This window comes from Zobellia sp. 1_MG-2023 (assembly GCF_030549125.1).
Taxonomy (GTDB): Bacteria; Bacteroidota; Bacteroidia; order Flavobacteriales; family Flavobacteriaceae; genus Zobellia; species Zobellia russellii.
In genome coordinates, this window is record NZ_JAUOSY010000001.1 from 183,015 (window position 1) to 205,852 (window position 22,838).

Sequence of the window (22,838 nt, forward strand, 5' to 3'; positions counted from 1 at the left end):
AACGACTACCCCATAATTTTTTGTGCCGCGTTAATTCCACTAATAATGGCACCATCCATATACCCACCGTGAACAAGGGAAGTCTCCGCACCTGAAAACCAAAGTTTTCCGTTCAAATAGCTTTTGGTAAAAACAGGGTTCCCGTAAGACGGACTCATATAAATAGATTTTATAGTCTCGCAAGAAGTATGTCTATCTTTAGACCAATCTTTTTCTTCATAAGTAAGGTAATTCAAAACTTCGGCACCTAAATATTTAGATAAGTAGTCTAGAATCCGTTGTTTTCTATTTTCTTCGGTAGTATCTCTTAGCCCTTCATTTACAAAACCCATTAGGGCAAAATGAGAATTCTCGGCATCATTGTGATCGTACAATTCCGTAACGGCACCCACTTGACCAATAACCATCCCTGAAAAATTCTTGTTTCGCCAAAATGGCTCTTTAAATGTCAACCCCACTTTTATGGCATTGCTCATCCAGGTATGGGTCTTATCCATTACGGCTCCAACCTCAACAGGTAATTCAGGAGAAAAGGAAATACGGGTAGCTATTTTGGGCGGAACGGTAACAATAACCTTCTCTCCATAAAATACTCCTTTGTTGGTTTCTACCCGTACTCCATCCTCTATTTCATGAATAATCAAAACATCAGTACCCGTTGTTATCTTGTCTAACACAGGTTTAGCTAATGCCTGAATCAAAGCTTGCGAATTTCCCTTAATACGATAGGCTGCTGGGGTGTTCGGATCATTCTCAAAATAATGTTCGGGTGCCATGGTGCTATAGACCAATACGCTCTTCCCTTTATTATATTGATGGTACTTTTCTATACCCAACTCATTTAAAAGCTCAATTACCGCTTCATGATGTGTCTGGAACCAAGTAGCACCAAAATCAATCCCGTTTTGGGTTAAAATCCGGCCCCCAATACAATCTCGTGATTCTAACACTCTAAAATCACTTACCCCCTTGCCGAATAATTTATAAGCTGATGTTAGACCCGAGAGCCCTGCTCCTATTATGATATATTTAGAAAAATTCTCTTTCAAACTTACTTCATTAAATGTGTTCCGTGCACTACTGCAGCTCCCGCTCTTAATGCCGCGGAAACCATAGTAACTTCTGCCAACTCTTCTTCCGTAGCACCTGCCGCTATTGCCGCATCTTTGTGTATTTCAAGACAATATGGACATTGCGTTGTCAAAGCTACAGCAATTGCTATTAACTCCTTATACTTTTTTGGTATAGCACCTTCTGACAGAGCCGCTTGATCAAAAGCCCAAAATGCTTTCATTGCCTTTTCCGATCCTTCCCCTAGAGCTTTTAACTTCTCTAAATTCTTCATGTCGTACATAACTTTACGTTTTTTAAATGGAGGAAGATGAAGCAATTCATATGTTTCCTTTGAGACAACAAACTGCTTCTATCATCCATCAATGGTTGATAAACTTAGTTTCTTCCGGACATTACACCGCCATCCGTGTCCCAAATAGCTCCCGTTACCCACGAAGCCTTATCAGAAAGTAAAAAAGAGATGGTATTGGCTACATCTTCTGGTTTTCCGTATCGCCCAATTGGATGAAAACCGTGGAAACCTTGCAAAGCTTCGTGCGCTTCTTCCTGCCCTCCAAAAACACTGTCATAAACAGGAGTTTGAACCACTGCCGGAGAAACGGCATTCACTCGGATCTTAGAATCTGCCAACTCCATGGCTAAATGTTGCGTTAAGGAATGTAATCCTGCTTTCTGCATAGAATATGCCGTTGAAGGCGTAGCTTTCACTGCCTGCTTAGCCCACATAGAGCCTACATTTACAATAGACCCACCACCTGTGGCCGCCATCTTTCTAGCTACATTCTGTGTAATGAAATAGAACCCTCTGTTCAAATCCATATATGAATCGTAGTCTGCCACAGTGTGATCCAAAAATGGTTTTGGTCCAAAAATACCCGAAGCGTTCACTAGGTAATCTAAATTATCCCAACCGCTGATTTCCGCATTCAAACTGTCCAATTCAGTTGCATTGGTAATATCTACCTTATGGGTCGTTAAATCTCCCGTAGCTTCTTCTTTAAAAGCCGCTAGTTTTTCCGGGTTTGTTCCAACAACGTGTACCTCCACGCCATCACTTAACAGCTTTTGTGCCGTTGCTTTCCCAATTCCGCTACTACCTCCAATTATTAATGCTCTTTTCATAGTATCTATTTTTAGATTTTTCTTTGGAACAAAGGTATTTAGGTTCTCTGGCCAAGAACGGCATATTCCGGAGAATCCATGGTAATTTTCGGAAACATATGCCCTACCTTACCCTATTTAAAATATCTTTATACGTATGAGCGGAAACACTTACAAGCCTAGGATACTGGACCACATTGTCTACACTGTACAGGATTTGGACTCGGCAATCATCACCTTGGAAAATAAGCTAGGCGTTACCGCTATTTTTGGAGGATACCATAGTACCCAAGGCACTAAAAATGCCTTAATCAATCTAGACAATGGCACGTATTTAGAACTGTTGGCTGCAGATGACAGCAACAAAAGTATACTTCCTCCAAGATGGATGGGCGCAGATATGCTTACAAAGGACCAAATTACCCGTTGGGCCATTAAATCCGATCAGCTTGAAAAAGACGCCAGTTCATTAAAAGATTACCATAGCAAAATGGGTCATATAAAAACCGGAAGTAGGAATACGGCAGACGGGACGTTATTAAAATGGCAACTAATTTTACCCCTTGCTACACCAGAAATTGAGTTAATTCCGTTTATGGTAGATTGGAGTCAAACAGAAACACACCCCCATGATGCTTTGCCCAATATGGGGTGTAAGTTAATTGAACTGTATGGTACACACCCAAACCCCGACCTACTCAGCAATACGCTCAAAACCTTAAATGTAAATTTACGGATCGAGCCCAATGAAAACATGAGTTTAAAAGCCATTATACAAAGCCCAAAGGGAATAGTAGAAATTTAATAACGCATATGAAAATCACCTCTTATCTTATTGTTGCATTAGTTTTAATGGGATTCTTTTCGTGCAAGTCCAAGGAAAAAGAAAAAAAAGAAGAATCTGTTGTAAAAACCAGCTACTCCACTGACCCCTCTACCCAAAGGGAAGAACCTGACGAGGCCGAGATTTTAGTGCTAGAAGCGATAATTGCCCATGGGGGCAATGCCTACAACATAGCTCATTATGGCTTTACCTTTCGGAACAAAGAATACACTTTTAAGAATGATGGCAACAAATACACCTATACCGCATCAGTAGGAGACACCATAGACTTTCTTGAAAACGGGAAATTAGTGCGTAGCGTAAACGGCCAGCCGGTGTCACTTTCCCCAAAGGACAATGACAAGTATAAAGAAGCTTTAAATTCAGTGATTTATTTTGCCACACTTCCCCATAAATTAAGTGACAAGGCGGTAAACAAAACCTACAAGGAGGAGATAAAAATTAACGGCGAGGATTACAAAGCCGTTCAGGTAACTTTTGACCAAAAGGGAGGTGGTACTGATTATGACGATGTCTTTATGTATTGGATCAACAAAAATTCAAAAACCGTAGATTACCTAGCCTACAAATATGCAACGAACGGTGGTGGTGTTAGGTTTAGAAGCGCCTACAATAGTAGAACAGTAGATGGTATCATATTTCAAGACTACATCAACTACAAGGCAGCTGTTGGCACCCCATTAACCGAATTGCCTGTTTTATATGAGAATGGAAAATTAGAAGAACTTTCAAAAATAGAAACGGAGAACGTTGTAAATTTAGCCCAATAAAACAGAAAACATGGCTGTTCTTGAAGTTATAAAAATGGGCAACCCTTTACTTAGAAAGATGTCCCAAGCGGTGGAGCCAAAAGAAATAACCTCTCCCGATTTTCAAAAATTTTTAGCGGACCTTGTAGAAACCATGCGTGCGGAAAGTGGCGCCGGTATTGCCGCAATCCAGGTTGGAGTTCTCAAAAGGGTCTTTGCTATGGAAATGAAGAAGAACGATCGTTACCCGGACAAAGGTTCTTTTTCACTTACCACAGTAATAAACCCGGAGATCGAACCTCTTTCTTCGGAAGAAGTAGAAGGGTGGGAAGGATGCTTGTCCATACCCGGAATACGTGGCAGATTAAAGCGCTACAAGAAAGTAAAATTGAGCGGATACGATTCCAACGGTGAGAAGTTTGAAAGGGTTCTAGATGATTTCTCCGCCATAGTAGCCCAACATGAATTGGACCACCTTAACGGCATCTTATTAATTGACCGTATGCCCAACATGAAAACTTTAACCTTTCAAGAAGAGTACGACAAGTATTGGAATGTTTGATCAGAAGTACTGACCAATCCCAAAAACAAGTCCTCTAGAAGCATCCTTGGTAATACCATACCCATAGTCAATTCTAAAAATGGCATTGAAGATGCGCTTATGCATGAACCTAAGGCCCACTCCTGGATAAATACGGATGTTACGTTTATGGGAAAAATCACTAAAACTACCCCCAGGATTACGCCACGACCCACCATCAACAAAAACATTGCTCTGTAGCACAAACCAATTTTCTTCTATGAGGGTATGACGGTATTCCGTATTAAAAACAATAGCACCGGTTCCCCGGTCTATGGTATTACCAACACCCCGTATGTTTAAATTATTGTCTACCGTAAAGGGCGCAAAAGGCGTATTTACATTACTTGCCAATCCTAAACGGAGCCGGTTGGCCCAATTGCCCTTTTCACCAACACGCTTAAAGTAAACAAAATCGTTAAACCCAATTAAAAACTCGGGCAAACTGGAATCTTCACTCCCTACATATTGAAAATTCAAGGTGCTTCTAAATCCATCTAAAAAATAGAAATAGTACTTTATGTTTTCGTAATTGTAAATGAGTTTAAAAAGATGTTTATCTACCCTTAAAGCCCTGGGTACGCTATTGCTGGTTGCCCCGGACAGGTACTTGTAATCTTCTGTAAAAAGACTTCCCCCAAATTCTATTCGATTTTTAAAATTGAATTCGTGTAAGCCCATTACCTCAAAACCGCGATTGTTATACCTATAATCTGCGGTTGTTCCATCAAAAAAAACGGGTTCCTGAGTTGTAAAATCGTTATAACTTAAAGATAAACCAGTAGTTCTACTGAACAGATGCGGAGCCCGAACGGCCACTCCATACGAATTAAAAACATCATATTGATAAAAGCCTCCAAGGGTTATTCCCCTTCCCAAAAAGTTGAATTCCTGCAGACCTACCCTAAAGGCAAAAGCATCATTGGAGGATGAAAAAAGGTTGGCAAAAGGAATTAACGTAAAATTCTCCTCTACATTATAAACCACTTTATATCCTGTATTGCCTTCAGTGGACGGAAAAACATTATAATAAGCATGGGATATTAACGGAAGCCGTCTTAGTCTGGAAATGTCCTCGTCCAAAAGAAGAGAATCCAACTCCATACCGGACTTTAGGGTAACCAAACTTTTTAAGTACGCTACTTTTGTTCGTTTAGCCCCTTCAACCTGAACACTTACCACCGTTCCTTCTTGCGCCAGAGAGAACCATCCATTTAATACAATTATAAAGAACAGAAGTATTCTTATAGTCATTCTTTTATATAATCAGACTGCTAACGCAATTATATCCTTTCTTAGCTACATCCCAAATCATGGGCAATAGCCGTAGATCAAAACTCTATTTCCGAAAAAAGGTTCACCCAGTTATCTTCACTCACTGCCATTAAAGTAAAAGTATAATCAGCTTCTGCTTTCAAGGCCGGTGGGGTATCATTTGTAATATTCAAAACTACATTGTCCAGATCATAGTATTGAAAATTGTTTTCGAAGGTATACGTACCGGACAGCAAATTGCCGGCATCATCGGATACCACTTGAAAATAAATTTTGGAGTCCGTATACTTCCCATCCTCCCAAGTAAACAAACGTTTTCCGGTTTCCAGGGAACCTACCTTTATATTTTTAGAAATATACTCTGTTGGCTTGGAAAGTTGTTTTAACCTAATGGGGTTGGACAGATGTATTTTTCCATCTTCTTCAAAGCTGACAATCACCCATCGTTCTTCTGCAACCGCAACTTCAAACTTTTTTAAATAGCCGTTAAAGACATCAAACGCAGGGATTTCCAATCGGTAATATTGGTCATAATCGGTTTTTGAGATAGAAGTATCTTCCGTTTCGTAGTATCTAATGTTGGTTACCCCTTCCCGTGGATAAAAGAATACACTTACCAAATCATCATTTTTATTACTGGCTGCGCAGGCAATAACGTTATCAACAACCGGTGTCTTGTTTTTTAGGGCATCCTGCAATGTTACATCTTGATTTTCTAAATCGGATGAGCAACCTACGGCTACCATCACTAGAATAAAAAAAATGACTGAACGCATATCAATATTTTTTATATACCTCTTTAATTATTTCTTGTGCCGGTTTATTCTGCGGTGTAAATCTATTGTCTTTCTCCCCTCCGGATTTCTTGTGGTCTATAAACCACTTCCAAACATATCCTCCGGCAAACCATTCTTCGTTCCAAAATTCCTCAAAGATGGCTTTTTTAGCATTTACTTGGGCCATTAAGTTTACTTCATCTTCATTTTTATCTACCAACCACGGTTTATGGGCGGTGTAATCCATACTTCTATACCCAAATTCCGTAAACAAAACAGGACGATCCACTTTCTCAGAAAGTGCTGCAATATCAGTTTTCCACCGTTTCCATCCTTCTCGCAACGCCTCTACGGACGGTGTTTTTTCTTCCGACAGCGGAAAATACGCATCAATTCCTATATAATCCAAATCTTTCCAAAAAGGAACTCTGGAATATTCGTCCCAGTTGGCCGCATAAGTGAGTTTACCATCATAAACAGCCCTGATCCTACCAATTAGTTCATGCCAATATTCCGGTCTATTGGTTACGAATTTTTCAAGCTCGGTACCAATACAAAAGATTTCAGATTGGGTTTCTTGGGCCATTTTAGCATTGGCCAAGATAAATTTATCATAAGCCACCTCTAGCTTTTTCCAATCTTCTTCGGAATTCATGTGTAAGGTGCCCGTAAATTCGCCACGCCAAATCCAAATCTGCGGTTTAACCATAGTCTTGATACCATTTTTATGAAGCATGTCTATATATTGCTTTGCTCCCTTGTTGGTTTCTCCAAACCATTGACGTTCCGTATTGAAGACAATTTCTGGAGAGGCCACATCTCTAATAAAGCCAAAAGGCATAATAGCTGCATGGTTGGCATAAACCTCCTTTACATCATCTATATGTTCTTGCAGCACTTGGTTTCTAGAAGCCACAAAGCTAACCCCGTTAATCTTTTTCTTGACTTGACTAGAGCAAGAGAACTGAAGCAGACATAAAAAAAGGAGTCCTAATCTACGCATGTATCGTTATTAAGACCCCTAAAATACAGTATTTATGATTACCTCTTAGAAAATGGCCCTCAAACCTAAATTAAAGGTTTGCCCGAGCCCCGTATTACTCCCTCTTACAAAGTTTGTATATAAGGCTTCTAGATTAAGCGCATTTGTTAACTGATACTTGGCTCCACCTCCTAAAGCGGTAAAATCTTGAGCAAAATCGTTACCCAAATCCAAACGTTGCGAATGCTGCGCCAGCGCCAAAACTGTAAATTTAGAACTAGGAAAATAACTTAAAAATATGCCCGGTGTAAGGTTCAAGCTATTGTTGGCAAAGCTATCCTCCTTATCACCAAAACTCAGTTCAGAATTCAATTCGCTAAACAACTGCCATTTATTTCCTGGAAAAGTATAGTCGTAAAAAAATCGGTTTTGCCAGATATATCCATTTTGATCCAAGAATACACCGTTTTCGGTTTCATTGTCTACCAAAGGAATAAAGAAAGAACTCTGAATGGAAAAATTACTAACAGACCTAAAAGGCACGAATTTTACCGATGGGGCTAGGGAAGTTAGACCAGAACGCGCTGTGTTATCCTCTCCATCAAACTTAAAAACATCCAGAGCGCCTCTATCTCCTATTACGTTGGAACGGAATTCAAAAATAGCACCCACATTCCAACGCTTGTTTTCACCAACTCCGGTATACGCCTCTAGAGTAGAAGTAAAAAATGTTTGTCTGGGCTCCTTGCCATCACTAAATGTACTTTTGGTTTGGGTATAGAGGTTATTGAACCATTTTAAGTCTATTTGCCCTTTACCAATTAATTTGGACGGTGTATACTGTTGAATATTACTTTGAACCGTTTGTTCCTGATCATTTGTTTCTTCTTGCGAAAATCCGATGGCAGTAGCCAAAAGAAGTCCTGAAAGAAAAAGATTTCTTTGTATTGTTTTCATAAGTTTATGTTTAAAATTTAAGGCTGCTTATTATTTTGTTTCGTTCAAGGTCCAGTCATATGGGTAATATGAAACCTTGGTTTTTTCCGGTAGTTGTTCAGACTTATACTTGTTGATAAAGTCTACTAGGCTCTGTCCATTTTGAGTGAAGTCTCCCTTATACCATTCAAAAATCTGAGAAATTTTTACTTTGTTCTTATTTAATTGGATAAACTTAGGATCGTTCAATGCCAATTTGGTCTGCTTTTCAAGTTGTGCCTCCAAAGTACTTGGCTTATACGCTTTGCTAATTATAGGAGGGCATCCTAAACCGCCACATACCAATACAAAATGAAAACGTGGTTCTGCAGGGAATTTTGCCCGTAACAATTTGTTCTCAATATCATTAAGAGTAGTTTTCTTTCCTCCTATTTCATATTTTTTTCCATCAAAAAAACCACCAACGTCCAAGGGCGATTTTAACGGATAGCTATCAACTATTCCTTTAATAACCAATAAATTGTAACCATTGATCCAAAATGCCTGATACTCTTTGGCATTTGCCTCTGCGACCGTGATTTTTTTTGCGGCCTCAAGCAATTCATTTAAATCTGCGGGGTTTTCCTTAATTGCTTTATAATGAACTCGGCCGTTCGTAACATTAGTTTTGAAAAAGGCATCTGCCTTGCTAAAAAATTCATCAGTACTTTGTCCGAAAGTGGCTGATATTGTGGCTAAAGAAAATACCAAAGCCAAGATTGAATATTTCATAATTTGATAGTTTTTGTTGTTATTCTTGTCGCATAGGTCGAGACAATTTTAACATCCATACAAAAAAAATGATTTTTTTAAGAGTTTTGTAAAAAATTAAAAATCAAGGCCCTACAAGTTCGGTTTACCTCCCAAAACCTTACAAACACCTCAAAAATTTAAAACGTTTCTAAATTAGATAAGGCGATTAAGGTGTTACCTTTAAAAACGACAGAACCCGCAACAACCGAATTAAATTATGGAGCATATCGTCATTATTGGTAACGGAATTTCAGGTGTAACCGCTGCAAGGCACATTAGAAAATTATCCGATAAAAAAATTACCATCGTATCGGCCGAGACCGATTATTTCTTTTCTCGTACTGCCCTAATGTATGTATACATGGGCCACATGAAGTTTGAACATACGCAACCTTACGAAAATTGGTTCTGGAAGAAAAACCGAATAGAATTGGTAAAAGGTTTTGTTACCAACGTAGACCATGAAAGGAAAACCTTGGTATTAGCTGAAGGCAAGGAACTAACTTATGATAAGTTGATTATCGCCACCGGCTCAAAACCTAACAAATTTGGTTGGCCGGGTCAAGATTTAGATGGGGTTCAGGGCTTATACTCAAAACAAGATCTGGACATGATCGAGGCTAATGCCCCAAACAACAAAGTCTGCAATCGTGCGGTTATCGTGGGTGGTGGCCTCATTGGAATAGAACTTGCGGAAATGCTCCGTTCACGTAAAATTCCGGTTACCTTTCTAGTACGCGAAAACAGTTTCTGGAATGGGGTTTTGCCCAGCGGCGAATCTCAAATGATAAACGAGCACATTCTAGACCATCATATTGATTTAAAACTGGAGACCAATCTAGTTGAAATTATAGCAGATGAAAATGGAAGGACCAAAGCCATTACTACGGACAAAGGTGAAACTATAGAATGTAATGTGGTAGGCTTAACGGCAGGCGTTTCCCCCAACATAGATTTCCTTAAGGATTCGGGCATTGAGCTTGGTAGAGGTGTCAAGGTAAACCGTCTTCTAGAAACCAATATAAAAGACATTTATGCTATAGGCGATTGCGCTGAGCAGCATGAAGGCATTGGCAACAGGAGACCTATAGAAGCGGTTTGGTATACCGGTCGTATGATGGGAGAAACCTTAGCCCAGACCATTTGTGGCAACCCAAAATCATATAATCCCGGTCATTGGTTCAACTCCGCCAAATTTCTAGACATAGAATACCAAACCTACGGTTGGGTTTTTAGTGAAAAAATCAAAAAAGAATATGAAAGCCACTTTCATTGGCGCCACGCAAAAGAAAACATCTGCATTACGGTAGCCTACCACAAAGACACCAATACGTTTTTGGGCATCAACACCTTTGGCATTCGTATGCGGCATGAGATATTTGACCGCTGGCTAACCGAGGAACGGGACGTAGATTATGTGATGCAATACCTTAAGGATGCCAATTTTGACCCGGAATTCTATTCGCACTACGAAGAACAAATTATTTCAAAATACAACTCGGTTATGCACACCAGCTTATCCGTTAAGAAAAAAAGTTGGAAACGAATTTTTAGTAAATCTTAACCAAATACAAAATGAAAGCAATAAAAAATATAGGACTGGTCATCTTCTTAATAGGACTGGCCACTTTTACGGTCATACCAGTTACAGGTACTTACCAATTAGACCAAAACACGTTTGAAGAAATAATCAAGGAGAAAAACATTAAAAGTGATGCTTTTATCCAAACTATTAACCAAAACGTAGTAGGCAAAGAATTCAATGGTATGTTGAGTCTATCTCCGGCCATTACCACGGCTTTGGAAAACGCCAACGCACAGCACAAAAAAAATAAAGAATACAAAAAAGTAATCTATACCAGTGGCCACGATATGGCCGCCTTGGTCGGGAAGAAATCCGGCACTGGTTTTATAGCTCAAAACAAAGGCCTTATGTGGTTCTTTACCTTTGGCCTGGGTATTATTGGAGCATTAATGTTCATTCTGCCCAATGTTATCCTATTAGGTAAAAAAGGCATCAAAAATGATGGTGTTTATCATGAGAGCTCTACAAACAAGGGGTGGATTGCTTGGATGGTATTCATATTCCTGGTTTCCTTTTATTTGGTCTTATACTTTAGTCCTGAATATGCCGTAAACTGGACCTTTTTAGTTGACCCCATAAGCGAAAGTCTTAGTGGCAACCCTGCTGGCCATTGGTTTGTATATGGTTTTATGTATTGTGTAGTAATGACCGTTATGGCCGTACGCATGTACATTAAATACCGTCATAATGTATACCAAATGGTGCGCACAACATCTGTACTGTTCTTCCAGATAGTGTTTGCTTTCTTAATTCCTGAAATAATGGTACGCTTACAAATGCCATACTATGATTTTAAGAACGCATTTCCTTTGGACTATGATTTCTTTTTTCAGTGGAATCTAAAATCATTACTTAATAGCGGCGGCATAGGATTGTTCATTCTCGTATGGGGTGTTGTCCTCACCTTGGTTATTGTGCCGGTTATGGTTTATTTCTTTGGAAAAAGATGGTATTGTTCTTGGGTATGTGGTTGTGGAGGTTTGGCCGAAACATTAGGTGACCCTTACCGTCAACACTCAAGCAAATCATTATTCTCTTGGAAAGTAGAACGTTGGTTAATACACGGGGTCCTGTTGTTTGCCGTGGTCATGACAGGCATGACCTTGTATAGTTTCTTTGCCGAATCCGGTACCGTATTGGGCATTAAGACCCAAAGTGTCCAAAATACTTATAGTTTGTTAATTGGCGCTGTCTTTGCAGGCGTTATCGGAACTGGGTTCTATCCTATTTTTGGCAACCGCGTATGGTGTAGATTTGGGTGCCCATTGGCTGCTTACCTTGGTTTTGTGCAACGTTTTAAATCTCGCTTTAGAATTACTACCAACGGTGGCCAGTGTATTTCCTGTGGAAATTGTTCTACCTATTGTGAGCAAGGTATTGATGTGCGTGCGTATGCCCAAAAAGGAGAAAATATTGTACGCTCTAGTTGTGTGGGTTGTGGTATTTGTTCCGCAGTTTGCCCTCGTGGAGTACTGAAACTGGAGAATGGACCGGAAGAAGGCCGTATCAACCCTACCGAAGTATTATTGGGTAATGATGTTGATTTAATGGAACTGGTAAACAAAAAAAATAGAAATACCCCTTGTTCCTGTTAGTTTCCCGTTCAAAAACCGACTATAATTAAACAATTTCAAAAAATGTTTCCTAAACTATTCCTTATGACCGCTCTTGTTTTTTTTGGACTACAGTCCAAAGGAGATGCGGTATACCATAAAGAATACTATCAAACAGGAAACATTAAAGAAGAAGGTTGGTTAATAAACGGTGAAAAAACGGATTTTTGGAAGTTTTACCACAACAACGGAAAACTAGCGGAGCAAGGGCACTACAAAAACAATCAACGCACATCCTACTGGCATTTTTATGATAGTTATGGCAAACCTCTACAAGAGGGCCACTATACAAACGGAAAAAAATCCAATTGGTGGCTTTTCTATGATTCTATGGGAAAAGTGAACCACAAATGCCAGTTAATTAATGGTAAGAAAAATGGATATTGTCTTAAATACATCAATGAGAAGTTGACCTCGGCAGAAAAATACCAAAACGGTAAAAAAATTAAGGAATGGTTTAGTTTTAGTAGTTTTAGGCGCGAAAACAACTTATCCGACCTTAAATAACTTTCTCAGGCCTATATTAAAAGGGCCTTCTTTTTAGATTTATGACACAATGAGCCCAATACTTTCAACACCTTTCGCTAATGCTACAACCAGACATTAAAGTCATTATTCCTGCATATAACGAAGCAGATTCTATAGCTTCGGTGATTGGTGACATCCCAAAATCGGTATCTGAAATAATTGTCGTAAACAATAATTCCACAGATAAAACAGCAGAAAATGCAACTAATGCGGGAGCTACTGTATTGACCGAGAGCCAAATGGGGTATGGCTACGCTTGTTTGAAGGGTATGGACTATGTTGCCAAACAATCCAAAGCACCTGATATTATCGTATTTGTTGACGGAGATTATTCAGACTATCCAGAAGAACTTGATAAGCTTGTAACTCCAATTCTGAATAAAGATGTAGATTTTGTAATTGGTGCACGCGTAAAACGACTAAGAGAAGAAGGCAGCATGACTCCACAGCAAATTTTTGGTAACTGGCTGGCCACTTTTTTAATGAAATTGTTCTTTGGCGCAACATTTACAGACCTAGGTCCGTTTAGGGCTATAGCTTATGATAAGTTATTAGCACTCAACATGGAAGACAAAACTTACGGGTGGACGGTAGAGATGCAATTAAAGGCTTTAAAGAAAAAGTTGGCATATACCGAAATACCAGTACGTTACAAAAAAAGAATTGGCGTGTCAAAAGTTTCCGGTACCGTAAAAGGTAGTATATTTGCGGGCATAAAAATATTAGGTTGGATTTTTAAATACAGCATAAAATAATATGGGTTTACTTATTGCTTACATTATTATCGCAATCTATAGTGTAGCTCTGCTATTGATATTCTTCTACAGCTTGGCGCAACTTAACCTCTTGGTAAATTACCTAGGATACAAAAGGCGCAACCAAATTGCCCCAAAATTCAATCTTCTTGACCCAAAGGAGATTCCCTATGTTACTATACAGCTACCTGTCTATAACGAGGAGTACGTTATGGAACGGTTGCTAGAGAACATTGCAAAAATAGAATACCCTAAAAGTAAACTTGAAATTCAGGTACTTGATGATTCTACGGACGATTCTGTAAACGATACCGCAGAACGGGTAAGGGCCTTACAGGAAACAGGTCTTGACATTCAACATATACGCCGTGAAAATCGTCAGGGTTTTAAAGCGGGAGCATTAAAAGAAGGACTGGAAATTGCAAAAGGTGAGTTTATTGCCATTTTTGATGCAGATTTTATGCCATCCGGCGATTGGTTAAAAAAGACAGTTATTTACTTTAAAGATCCGGAAATTGGCGTGGTACAGACACGTTGGGGCCACATTAACCGTGAGTACTCTACCCTAACCCGTATACAGGCCTTTGCCTTGGATGCCCACTTTACATTGGAGCAGGTAGGCCGAAACGCAAAAGGACACTTTATAAACTTTAACGGTACTGCCGGAATATGGCGTAAAGAATGCATTATAGACGCAGGAAACTGGGAAGGAGATACGCTTACCGAAGACCTTGACCTTAGCTACCGTGCCCAATTAAAGAACTGGAAATTCAAATATCTTGAAGATGTTGAAACACCAGCCGAACTTCCTGTAGTTATCAGCGCCGCTCGTTCACAACAATTTAGATGGAACAAAGGGGGGGCAGAAAACTTTAGAAAAACGGTTTTTAACGTAGTTACGGCCAAGAACATTTCGTTCAAGACCAAATTTCATGGGGTAATGCATTTACTGAACAGTTCTATGTTCCTCTGTGTTTTCTTGGTTTCGCTATTGAGTATACCGGCCATGTACATAAAAGCCATATACCCACAGCTTGATATTGTTTTTACCCTATTGAGTTTCTTTGTACTGAGCACTATTATTCTTTTTGTTTGTTATTGGTTTACCTATAAGAGTATCCAAGGAAGCAGTTTTGACAATTTTGTAGATTATATAAAATTGTTCTTTACTTTCTTTTCTGTGGCATTAGGCTTCTCCTTACATAATTCAATTGCCGTTCTTGAAGGGCATATGGGAAAAAGAAGCGAATTTGTACGTACCCCAAAATTCAACTTGAATAATCTTACGGATTCTTGGAAAGGCAATAAGTACCTTACCAAGAAATTATCTCCAAACATGATTCTTGAAGCTGTTCTAATGGTGTATTTCCTTTTTGGAATGTATAGCGCCATTCCCTTGAACGATTTTGGACTTTTCCCTTTTCATTTTATGCTTTTTATAGGTTTTGGATTTGTTTTCACCAAGTCTTTAACTTCACGTGCATAACGCGAAGAATCTATTCTTGTAAAAGGACCACATGTCATTTAATTTTCTTATTTTTTCGATGATAGGAACAAACCGTTAAATGTCTAACCGACTTACCACATACTGGAAATTACACAAGGTGCCCATAGTATTGGCTCTTTTGAGTGCCATTCTATATTACACCTTCGCTTTTCAGTTAGTGCGAACGGACTTTATTAGACTGCTTACACTTTTTGCCGCTTCCTTTTTTATCTGTTATAAACTCATACAGTTTGAAAAGTGGAACTTTAAATTCCTTTTTGTAGTTGGTATTCTTTTTCGGTTGATTTTCTTAACAACGGAACCTAATCTCTCTCAAGACTACTATCGTTTTATATGGGACGGTCACTTGGTAGGCAATTTTATTAATCCCTACTTAAAAGTTCCCAATGAGTTAATTACCCAAAGTAATTTGGTAATACCCAATGCCCAAACTCTTTATGACAGTATGGGTAGTTTAAGCGCAAAACACTTTAGCAATTACCCCCCGCTAAATCAATTATTATTTGCCATTGCTTCCATTTTGGGCGGCAAAAGTATCATGGGTTCCGTGCTGGTTCTTAAGACCATGATTATCTTATCGGATATTGGTATTTTTTACTTTGGCAGAAAATTGCTAAAACATCTTAACCGCTCTCCTCACCTTATTTTTTGGTATTTTCTTAATCCTTTAGTAATTATTGAACTTACGGGAAATCTTCATTTTGAAGGGGTCATGCTTTTCTTTTTCGTATGGGCCCTGTATTTGTTATCTATTAAAAAATGGGCCTTGGCGGCTATTCCTTATGCCATGTCTATCTGCGTAAAGTTGGTACCGCTATTATTCCTTCCCCTATTCTTAAAACATCTAGGGTTTAAAAAAAGTATAAGTTTCTACGCCATAATTGGTGTTACGTGCCTTTTCTTGTTTACTCCCTTTTACGCCTCAGAATTTATAGCCAACTACTCTAAAACCGTAGGTCTATGGTTTTCTAATTTTGAATTCAACGCCGGTTTATATAATGCCATAAAATACATTGCCGTTCAATTTGACGGAAAACCTTGGGAGCTTATAAAAACATACGGTAAAATAACTCCGGTAATTACTATTCTATCCGTATTGTTCTTTACTTTCTTTAGGAACAACCAACAAGTATCCGTACTTATTACTTCAATGTTGGCCGTACTTACCCTGTATTATTTTATGTCTGCCACGGTACATCCTTGGTACATTATTTTCTTGGTAGTTCTTGGGGTTTTCACCCGTTATAAATATGCCGTACTTTGGTCCGCAACGGTAATTCTAAGCTATTACGCCTACTCAAAGGTAGATTTTAAAGAAAACCTTGGTTTAATTGCCGTTGAGTATATTTCCGTATATGCATTTTTGATTTACGAAATTTTTAACTCAAAACAACAATTTGTTATTTTTCGCAAAAATTAACCTCACACCTTTATACTTTCGGCATAATCTTGTACATTTGACCTTCCATGAAAGGACAAAGACACATATCTAAAACTTTGAGCAACCTTGCTCCAGTTCGCCCGTTTTCTCGTCGCCGTCGCCCGTAAGGGTGTTTCATATTTCATGGAAATAGGTGAGTCCATTTCCGCACAACGACCAACAATTCATTTTTTTTTACAGTTTAAATCCTTTTGGCAATGAAACTAATTATTGCTAACAAGTCACATGTTAAATACGCCCAGATCATTAGCGATACCATTACGGAATCTGCTAAGGTAAGAGGCACAGGCATAGCCAAGCGTACACCAGAATACATTCAGAAACGTTTGGAAAACGGCAATGCCGTTATTGCCCTAGACGGAGACAAGTTTGCTGGCTTCTGCTATATAGAAGTTTGGGGACACGAAAAATTCGTGGCCAACTCAGGCCTAATTGTTCATCCTGATTATAGAAATCAAGGATTGGCCAAAAAAATTAAAAAAAGAATTTTCGAGCTTTCGAGAGAGAAATTCCCGGATGCCAAAATATTTGGTATTACCACGGGCTTGGCCGTAATGAAAATGAATTACGAACTTGGTTACAAACCGGTTACATTTTCTGAACTAACGGACGACCCCGAATTTTGGAAAGGTTGCCAGACCTGCAAGAACTTTGATATTCTTACCCGCACAGAACGTAAAATGTGCCTTTGCACAGGTATGCTGTATGATGCGACCGTCAAAGAAAAAAAGGTGGAAAAAGAACAGGTAAACAGCAAAGCCTTCCAAAGACTTAAAAGCATTAAAGAATCGCTTTTCCTAAAAAAGAAAACAAACGAATAACCATAACAGGCCAATGGATCATCTGATTATGGCCCAGACAATACAGTTTTAAAATGAAAAAATTAGTTTTAGCATACAGCGGCGGATTAGACACTTCCTACTGCGCTAAATACCTATCAAAAGACAAAGGTTTTGACGTACATGCAGTAAGTGTAAATACAGGTGGTTTCTCTAAAGAGGAGATTGCTTCCATAGAAGAAAAAGCACTACAATTGGGGGCCAGTTCCTATACCTCTATTGATGCCGTTCAGACATTTTATGACAAAGTAGTTAAGTACCTCATCTTTGGTAATGTTCTAAAAAATAACACCTACCCTCTTTCTGTAAGTGCGGAACGAATTGTACAGGCAATAGAAATCGTAAACTACGCTAAAAAAATAGGAGCCAATTATATTGCCCACGGTAGCACCGGGGCAGGTAATGACCAAGTTAGGTTTGATATGATTTTCCAAATCGTTGCCCCTGAAATTCAAATAATCACTCCAATTAGGGATAACAAATTAGCTAGGGAGGCCGAAATTGAATACCTAAAACAGAATGGTGTAGATTATCCTTGGGAAAAGGCCAAATATTCTATAAACAGAGGCCTTTGGGGTACTTCCGTGGGTGGTGAAGAAACATTAACATCACAAAGAGCTTTACCGGATAGCGCATACCCAAGCCAATTGCAGGAAAAGGAACCTACTGATGTAAAACTAACCTTTGAAAAAGGAGAATTAGCAGCTATTGACGGTGTTAAGGACGGTCCTGTTGCCAATATAGAAAAGCTGGAGGCCATGGCTTCTAAATATGCTATAGGAAGAGATATTCATGTAGGTGATACCATTATCGGTACAAAAGGTAGGGTTGGTTTTGAAGCTGCGGCTGCATTGATCATAATAAAAGCACACCATTTACTGGAAAAACATACGCTTACCAAATGGCAACAGTTCCAAAAGGAGCAACAAGGTAATTTCTATGGTATGCTATTACACGAAGGAAACTATTTGGATGCCGTAATGAGAAACATAGAAGCCTTCTTGACCGATACCCAAAAAACGGTTTCTGGTGATGTTTTCATCAGCCTATATCCTTTCCAATTTAGACTTAACGGAATTTCTTCTCAACATGATTTAATGACCGATGCTTTTGGCAGTTATGGCGAAGTAAACAAAGGGTGGTCTGCAGATGATGCCAAAGGGTTTATTAAAATACTTTCCAATTCAGGAAAAATATATAACCACGTAAATCAGAAAAATGATTAAAGTAGGTATTATTGGTGGTTCTGGTTACACGGGCGGGGAACTCATTAGAATTCTTTTGCACCATCCTGAAGCTGAAATAGATTTTGTCTACAGCACCACCCGAGCAGGAAAAAAAATTACAACGGCACATGCCGATTTGTTGGGCACGACCGATATGGAATTTACCAGCACCATCAATCCTAATGTAGCGGTTGTATTTCTATGTTTGGGCCATGGTAATTCTTCCAAATTTTTACAGGAAAACGATTTTTCAAAAGACACCAAAATAATTGACCTGAGTAACGATTTCAGACTGCAGGCCGATGCTGTTTTTGAAGGAAGAAAATTTGTTTACGGACTTCCCGAGCTCAAAAAAGAAGAGATAAAAAAGGCTGACTATATTGCCAACCCAGGCTGTTTTGCTACCGCCATACAATTGGGTCTTTTGCCTTTAGCAAAAGCCAACAAATTAGGGCAGGCCGTTCATATTAATGCAGTTACCGGTAGTACCGGCGCGGGTGTAAGTCCATCTGCTACCTCTCATTTTAGCTGGAGAAACAATAATGTGAGCTGGTACAAACCGTTCACCCATCAACATTTAGGCGAAATAAACGAAAGCCTAAAGTCATTGCAAGCGAATTCAGGTGAACTATTTTTTCTGCCTAACCGCGGAAACTTTACCCGTGGCATTCTTGCCACTGCGTATACTGAATATGACGGTACTCTAGAGGAAGCTATTGACCTGTACAAGGATTTTTATGCAGATGCTCAGTTCACGCAAGTAGCCGAAGAGCCCATCCATCTAAAACAGATCGTAAACACCAATCAGTGTCATATTCATTTGCACAAGCATGAAAACACATTGCTTATCACCTCGGCCATAGACAATTTGCTCAAAGGTGCCTCAGGCCAAGCCGTTCAGAACATGAACTTAATTTTTGGCTTTGAAGAAGGTACGGGCCTTAACTTAAAAGCCGGCGTTTTTTAACGATTAATAGAAAACTATTTCCGTAATGCGGTTCTACCGAACAGTAACGGAAACAACCAAAAAATTAAAAATGAAAATAGCCATTATAGGAGCAGGAAATTTAGGACTTTCCATTGCAAAGGGAATTTTAAATTCCAACGGTGCTACAACCATGTACCTGACCAAAAGAAATACTGCTGAAATTGAGGAATATGCCAACTACGGCAATGTTACCATTACCTCGGACAATAGAGAAGCGGTTGAAAATTCGGATATCCTTATTTTGGCCGTGCAGCCCGCTCAATTGGAAAAAATTTTGGAAAGCACCAAAGACCTGCTTACGGAAAAACACGTGGTCATCTCTACTATAACCGGTTTTAGTATTGCTAAAATGGAGGATATTCTTGGTGAGGACTGCAATATCATAAGAAGTATGCCCAACACGGCTATTTCGGTAGGGCAATCCATGACCTGTATCTGTAGCAATGAAAAGGGCAAAAAGAAGATTGAATTGGCTAAGGCTATTTTCAATCGCATGGGACATTCCATGGAAATTCCTGAAACCCAAATGCAGGCCGCAACGGTAATCTGTGCTAGTGGTATTGCCTTTTGGATGCGTTTGATCCGCGCCACTACCCAAGGTGCCATTCAGTTAGGTTTTGATGCCAAGGAAGCACAGGAACTGGCCATGCATACCTGTAGCGGAGCAGCCAGCCTGTTAATTGAATCCGGAAGTCACCCGGAAGCGGAAATTGACCGGGTTACCACACCCCAAGGTTGCACCATTCAAGGTCTGAACGAAATGGAGCACCAAGGCCTTAGCTCTTCCCTAATTCAAGGGATAGTAGCATCCTACGAAAAAATCAGTAGAATTAAAGAGAACCAGTTGTAAAGGGCGGCCTCTCTAATAAAATACAAGAAGCTATGATCAGCTCAACAGTAAAAGTTATGAATTTATTTGATGTTTACCCATTATACGATGTAACCCCGGTTTCTGCAAAGGGGATAGTAGTAACCGATGATAAAGGAACGGAATACCTTGATTTCTACGGAGGTCATGCCGTAATCTCCATTGGCCACTCTCATCCACATTACGTAAAACGTCTTACGGACCAGCTAAATAAAATAGGGTTTTACAGCAACTCGGTAAAGAACCCTTTGCAAGAAGAACTGGCTACTAAATTAGGGGAGCTTTCGAGCTGTGAAAATTACAATCTGTTTTTATGTAATTCCGGTGCAGAGGCCAATGAAAATGCGCTAAAACTAGCTTCTTTCCATACTGGTAAATCTAGGGTTATCGCATTCACCAACGGTTTTCACGGCCGTACCTCCGCAGCCGTTGCCGCAACGGATAACCCAAAAATAAACGCTCCTATCAATTTACAGCAGGAGGTTACTTTTCTTCCGTTGAACGACTTTGAAGCATTTCAAAATGAAATAGAAAAAGGAGATGTTTGTGCGGTAATTATAGAAACCATACAGGGTGTTGGTGGTTTGGATGAACCCACTACGGAATTTTATCAGCAAATAGCCTCACTTACAAAAGCTAACGGATCCATATTGATTGCCGATGAAGTGCAATGTGGTTTTGGCAGAAGCGGTAAATTCTTCGCTTTTCAGCATCATGACATACAACCGGATATTATTTCGGTGGCCAAAGGTATGGGTAACGGTTTTCCTGTAGGTGGTATATTGATTCATGAAGACATTAAGGCTTCTTACGGTTTATTGGGCACCACTTTTGGTGGAAATCATTTGGCATCTGTGGCCACACTGGCAGTTTTAGAAGTTTTGGAAGAAGAAAAACTTATAGAAAACACGGTAGACTTAGAAGGTTATTTTAAAACCTTGGCCGCAGAAATACCTCAAATTAAAAAAGTAAAAGGTAGAGGTCTTATGTTAGGTCTTGAGTTCAATTTTGAAGTAGCCGATTTAAGGAAGAGGTTAATCCATAACCAACAATTATTTACAGGAGGTGCCAAGGACAAGTATGTTTTAAGAGTCCTTCCTGCCTTGAATATTACCAAAGCGCATTTAGATACTTTTTTCACCGCCTTAAAAGCAGAATTGTAATGAGCTTATTACTGGACATAAAACAACGTAACGCCGTACTTTCTGATATGGCCCAACTTTTGGACAAAGAAAGGACCGCGATTTTAGCTGCCAATAAAATTGATATGGACAGCTATACGGGCGACGATATTGCGATGCGCGACCGCCTTAAAGTAGACCAAAGTAAAATAGACGGTATGATTCTGAGCCTGCAACAACTAGCGGCGCAGGAAGACCCCTTAGGCGTAGAACGTTTTAGTTTTGAACACGAGAACGGTATGCAGGTAAGTAATAAAACCGCTCCCTTTGGAACCATACTCATTATTTATGAATCCAGGCCCGATGTTACCATCGAAGCGGCTGGAATCGCTTTTAAATCAGGGAACAAGATTTTATTGAAAGGTGGAAAAGAATCGCTTAACAGCAATCTGCTATTGGTAGATTTATGGCACAAGGCGCTAGAAGCTAATGAGGCCGATGCGAATTGGGTTACCTATCTGCAATTCAACCGGACGGAAACTCAGGCTTTCCTAGAAAAACCTACCCAAAAGGTGGATCTTATTGTACCTAGAGGTGGCGAAAGGCTAATCGCTTTTGTAAAACAGCATGCCACCTGCCCTGTTATTGTTAGTGGTCGTGGAAATAATTTTGTTTTTATTGATAAGGAGGCCGATTTAGAGATGGCAATAGACATTATCATCAACGCAAAAACGACCAAAATATCGGCCTGTAACGCTCTGGACAAGGTTCTTGTTTCATCGGATTTACCACGCAAACAACAGTTCCTTCAGCATTTAATACAGGAACTAAAAAAGAGTGATGTTGAAATTTTGGCCGATGATGCCATATCCGGTATGGAGGGTACAAAAACCATAGAGGACGAGCAAGTTTGGTACGAAGAGTTTCTAGATTACAAGATTGTAATTGGCCAAAGTTCGGATATTGAAGATGCCATTTCAAAAATAAACACTTACGGTGGTGGGCATAGCGCCTCGATCATTACGGCCAATAACGAAACTGCAGATTATTTCATGAGCAATGTAGATACAGCAGCAGTCTACCACAATGCCTCTACCCGCTTTACGGATGGCGGGCAATTTGGACTGGGGGGCGAACTTGCCATTAGTACGGACAAGTTGCACCAAAGAGGCCCTATAGGGTTGCAACACTTGGTGACCAATAAGTGGTATGTAAAAGGAAACGGGCAAACAAGAGGATAAATTTCAACTCCCCCTTG

General features: G+C 39.5%; 23 protein-coding genes. 15 read left to right on the forward strand and 8 right to left on the reverse strand.

Annotation, left to right across the window (positions count from 1 at the left end):
- Nucleotides 1-5 precede the first annotated feature (5 nt).
- The 3 genes from Q4597_RS00760 to Q4597_RS00770 all read right to left on the reverse strand — a co-directional run bounded on the left by Q4597_RS00760 (nucleotide 6) and on the right by Q4597_RS00770 (nucleotide 2,196).
- The gene (locus tag Q4597_RS00760; RefSeq protein ID WP_303404383.1) at nucleotides 6-1,049 is read right to left on the reverse strand and encodes an NAD(P)/FAD-dependent oxidoreductase; all 1,044 of its coding nucleotides are present in this window, start codon (nucleotides 1,047-1,049) and stop codon (nucleotides 6-8) included.
- A gap of 2 nt (nucleotides 1,050-1,051) precedes the next feature.
- The gene (locus Q4597_RS00765; RefSeq protein ID WP_215437822.1) at nucleotides 1,052-1,354 is read right to left on the reverse strand and encodes a carboxymuconolactone decarboxylase family protein; all 303 of its coding nucleotides are present in this window, start codon (nucleotides 1,352-1,354) and stop codon (nucleotides 1,052-1,054) included.
- Nucleotides 1,355-1,449: 95 nt separating this feature from the next.
- Nucleotides 1,450-2,196 carry an SDR family NAD(P)-dependent oxidoreductase gene (locus Q4597_RS00770; RefSeq protein WP_303404384.1) on the reverse strand — a complete coding sequence of 249 codons (747 nt, stop codon included), beginning with the start codon at nucleotides 2,194-2,196 and terminating at the stop codon, nucleotides 1,450-1,452.
- A gap of 136 nt (nucleotides 2,197-2,332) precedes the next feature.
- Between Q4597_RS00770 and Q4597_RS00775 the strand changes: the two genes are divergently transcribed.
- Genes Q4597_RS00775 through def form a run of 3 tightly spaced genes read left to right on the forward strand, consistent with a single transcriptional unit; the run spans nucleotide 2,333 to nucleotide 4,330 of the window.
- Nucleotides 2,333-2,980 (forward strand): VOC family protein, encoded by a 648-nt coding sequence (locus Q4597_RS00775; protein ID WP_303404385.1) that lies wholly within the window; start codon nucleotides 2,333-2,335, stop codon nucleotides 2,978-2,980.
- A gap of 8 nt (nucleotides 2,981-2,988) precedes the next feature.
- Nucleotides 2,989-3,789, forward strand: a complete 801-nt coding sequence (locus Q4597_RS00780) for a DUF6503 family protein (RefSeq protein WP_303404386.1) — start codon at nucleotides 2,989-2,991, stop codon at nucleotides 3,787-3,789.
- A gap of 10 nt (nucleotides 3,790-3,799) precedes the next feature.
- Entirely contained in the window at nucleotides 3,800-4,330 is a 531-nt protein-coding gene (def, locus tag Q4597_RS00785; RefSeq protein WP_303404387.1) for a peptide deformylase, read from the forward strand.
- On the opposite strand, the gene Q4597_RS00790 is transcribed toward def, so the two are convergent.
- The 5 genes from Q4597_RS00790 to Q4597_RS00810 form a co-directional block, all read right to left on the reverse strand.
- Nucleotides 4,331-5,602: an outer membrane protein assembly factor gene (locus tag Q4597_RS00790; protein ID WP_215913808.1), complete on the reverse strand. Its 1,272-nt coding sequence runs from the start codon at nucleotides 5,600-5,602 to the stop codon at nucleotides 4,331-4,333. It lies immediately after the preceding gene.
- A gap of 77 nt (nucleotides 5,603-5,679) precedes the next feature.
- Nucleotides 5,680-6,399: a hypothetical protein gene (locus tag Q4597_RS00795; RefSeq protein ID WP_303404388.1), complete on the reverse strand. Its 720-nt coding sequence runs from the start codon at nucleotides 6,397-6,399 to the stop codon at nucleotides 5,680-5,682.
- 1 nt (nucleotide 6,400) lies between these two features.
- Nucleotides 6,401-7,402, reverse strand: a complete 1,002-nt coding sequence (locus Q4597_RS00800; protein ID WP_303404389.1) for a glycoside hydrolase family 113 — start codon at nucleotides 7,400-7,402, stop codon at nucleotides 6,401-6,403.
- A 45-nt stretch (nucleotides 7,403-7,447) separates the two neighbouring features.
- Nucleotides 7,448-8,338 (reverse strand): hypothetical protein, encoded by an 891-nt coding sequence (locus Q4597_RS00805; protein ID WP_303404390.1) that lies wholly within the window; start codon nucleotides 8,336-8,338, stop codon nucleotides 7,448-7,450.
- 30 nt (nucleotides 8,339-8,368) lie between these two features.
- Nucleotides 8,369-9,088 (reverse strand): DUF547 domain-containing protein, encoded by a 720-nt coding sequence (locus Q4597_RS00810; protein WP_289037146.1) that lies wholly within the window; start codon nucleotides 9,086-9,088, stop codon nucleotides 8,369-8,371.
- A gap of 238 nt (nucleotides 9,089-9,326) precedes the next feature.
- On the opposite strand from Q4597_RS00810, the gene Q4597_RS00815 reads away from it, so the two are divergent.
- The 12 genes from Q4597_RS00815 to Q4597_RS00870 all read left to right on the forward strand — a co-directional run bounded on the left by Q4597_RS00815 (nucleotide 9,327) and on the right by Q4597_RS00870 (nucleotide 22,821).
- Nucleotides 9,327-10,673 carry an NAD(P)/FAD-dependent oxidoreductase gene (locus Q4597_RS00815; RefSeq protein WP_303404391.1) on the forward strand — a complete coding sequence of 449 codons (1,347 nt, stop codon included), beginning with the start codon at nucleotides 9,327-9,329 and terminating at the stop codon, nucleotides 10,671-10,673.
- Between the two features lie 11 nt (nucleotides 10,674-10,684).
- Nucleotides 10,685-12,289 carry a 4Fe-4S binding protein gene (locus Q4597_RS00820; protein WP_303404392.1) on the forward strand — a complete coding sequence of 535 codons (1,605 nt, stop codon included), beginning with the start codon at nucleotides 10,685-10,687 and terminating at the stop codon, nucleotides 12,287-12,289.
- A gap of 63 nt (nucleotides 12,290-12,352) precedes the next feature.
- Entirely contained in the window at nucleotides 12,353-12,814 is a 462-nt protein-coding gene (locus Q4597_RS00825) for a toxin-antitoxin system YwqK family antitoxin (protein WP_303404393.1), read from the forward strand.
- An 80-nt stretch (nucleotides 12,815-12,894) separates the two neighbouring features.
- Complete coding sequence (locus tag Q4597_RS00830; protein ID WP_303404394.1) at nucleotides 12,895-13,590, forward strand: glycosyltransferase family 2 protein; 696 nt, start codon at nucleotides 12,895-12,897, stop codon at nucleotides 13,588-13,590.
- A gap of 1 nt (nucleotide 13,591) precedes the next feature.
- Nucleotides 13,592-15,076, forward strand: coding sequence for a cellulose synthase family protein (locus Q4597_RS00835; RefSeq protein WP_215913801.1), 1,485 nt, complete (start codon nucleotides 13,592-13,594; stop codon nucleotides 15,074-15,076).
- Nucleotides 15,077-15,155: 79 nt separating this feature from the next.
- Nucleotides 15,156-16,517 (forward strand): mannosyltransferase, encoded by a 1,362-nt coding sequence (locus Q4597_RS00840; protein ID WP_303404395.1) that lies wholly within the window; start codon nucleotides 15,156-15,158, stop codon nucleotides 16,515-16,517.
- A gap of 218 nt (nucleotides 16,518-16,735) precedes the next feature.
- Nucleotides 16,736-17,359 (forward strand): GNAT family N-acetyltransferase, encoded by a 624-nt coding sequence (locus tag Q4597_RS00845; protein ID WP_215437785.1) that lies wholly within the window; start codon nucleotides 16,736-16,738, stop codon nucleotides 17,357-17,359.
- Nucleotides 17,360-17,412: 53 nt separating this feature from the next.
- Nucleotides 17,413-18,603, forward strand: a complete 1,191-nt coding sequence (gene argG / locus Q4597_RS00850; protein WP_303404396.1) for an argininosuccinate synthase — start codon at nucleotides 17,413-17,415, stop codon at nucleotides 18,601-18,603.
- Complete coding sequence (gene argC / locus Q4597_RS00855; RefSeq protein ID WP_303404397.1) at nucleotides 18,596-19,570, forward strand: N-acetyl-gamma-glutamyl-phosphate reductase; 975 nt, start codon at nucleotides 18,596-18,598, stop codon at nucleotides 19,568-19,570. Before argG ends, argC begins: the two co-directional genes overlap by 8 nt.
- A 70-nt stretch (nucleotides 19,571-19,640) precedes the next feature.
- Entirely contained in the window at nucleotides 19,641-20,441 is an 801-nt protein-coding gene (gene proC, locus Q4597_RS00860; protein WP_215913797.1) for a pyrroline-5-carboxylate reductase, read from the forward strand.
- Nucleotides 20,442-20,497: 56 nt separating this feature from the next.
- A complete protein-coding gene (locus Q4597_RS00865; protein WP_303404398.1) occupies nucleotides 20,498-21,622 on the forward strand; it encodes an aspartate aminotransferase family protein in 1,125 nt (374 codons plus the stop codon).
- On the forward strand, nucleotides 21,622-22,821 hold the full coding sequence (locus Q4597_RS00870; protein ID WP_303404399.1) for a glutamate-5-semialdehyde dehydrogenase: 1,200 nt from the start codon (nucleotides 21,622-21,624) through the stop codon (nucleotides 22,819-22,821). Before Q4597_RS00865 ends, Q4597_RS00870 begins: the two co-directional genes overlap by 1 nt.
- Nucleotides 22,822-22,838: the final 17 nt, after the last annotated feature.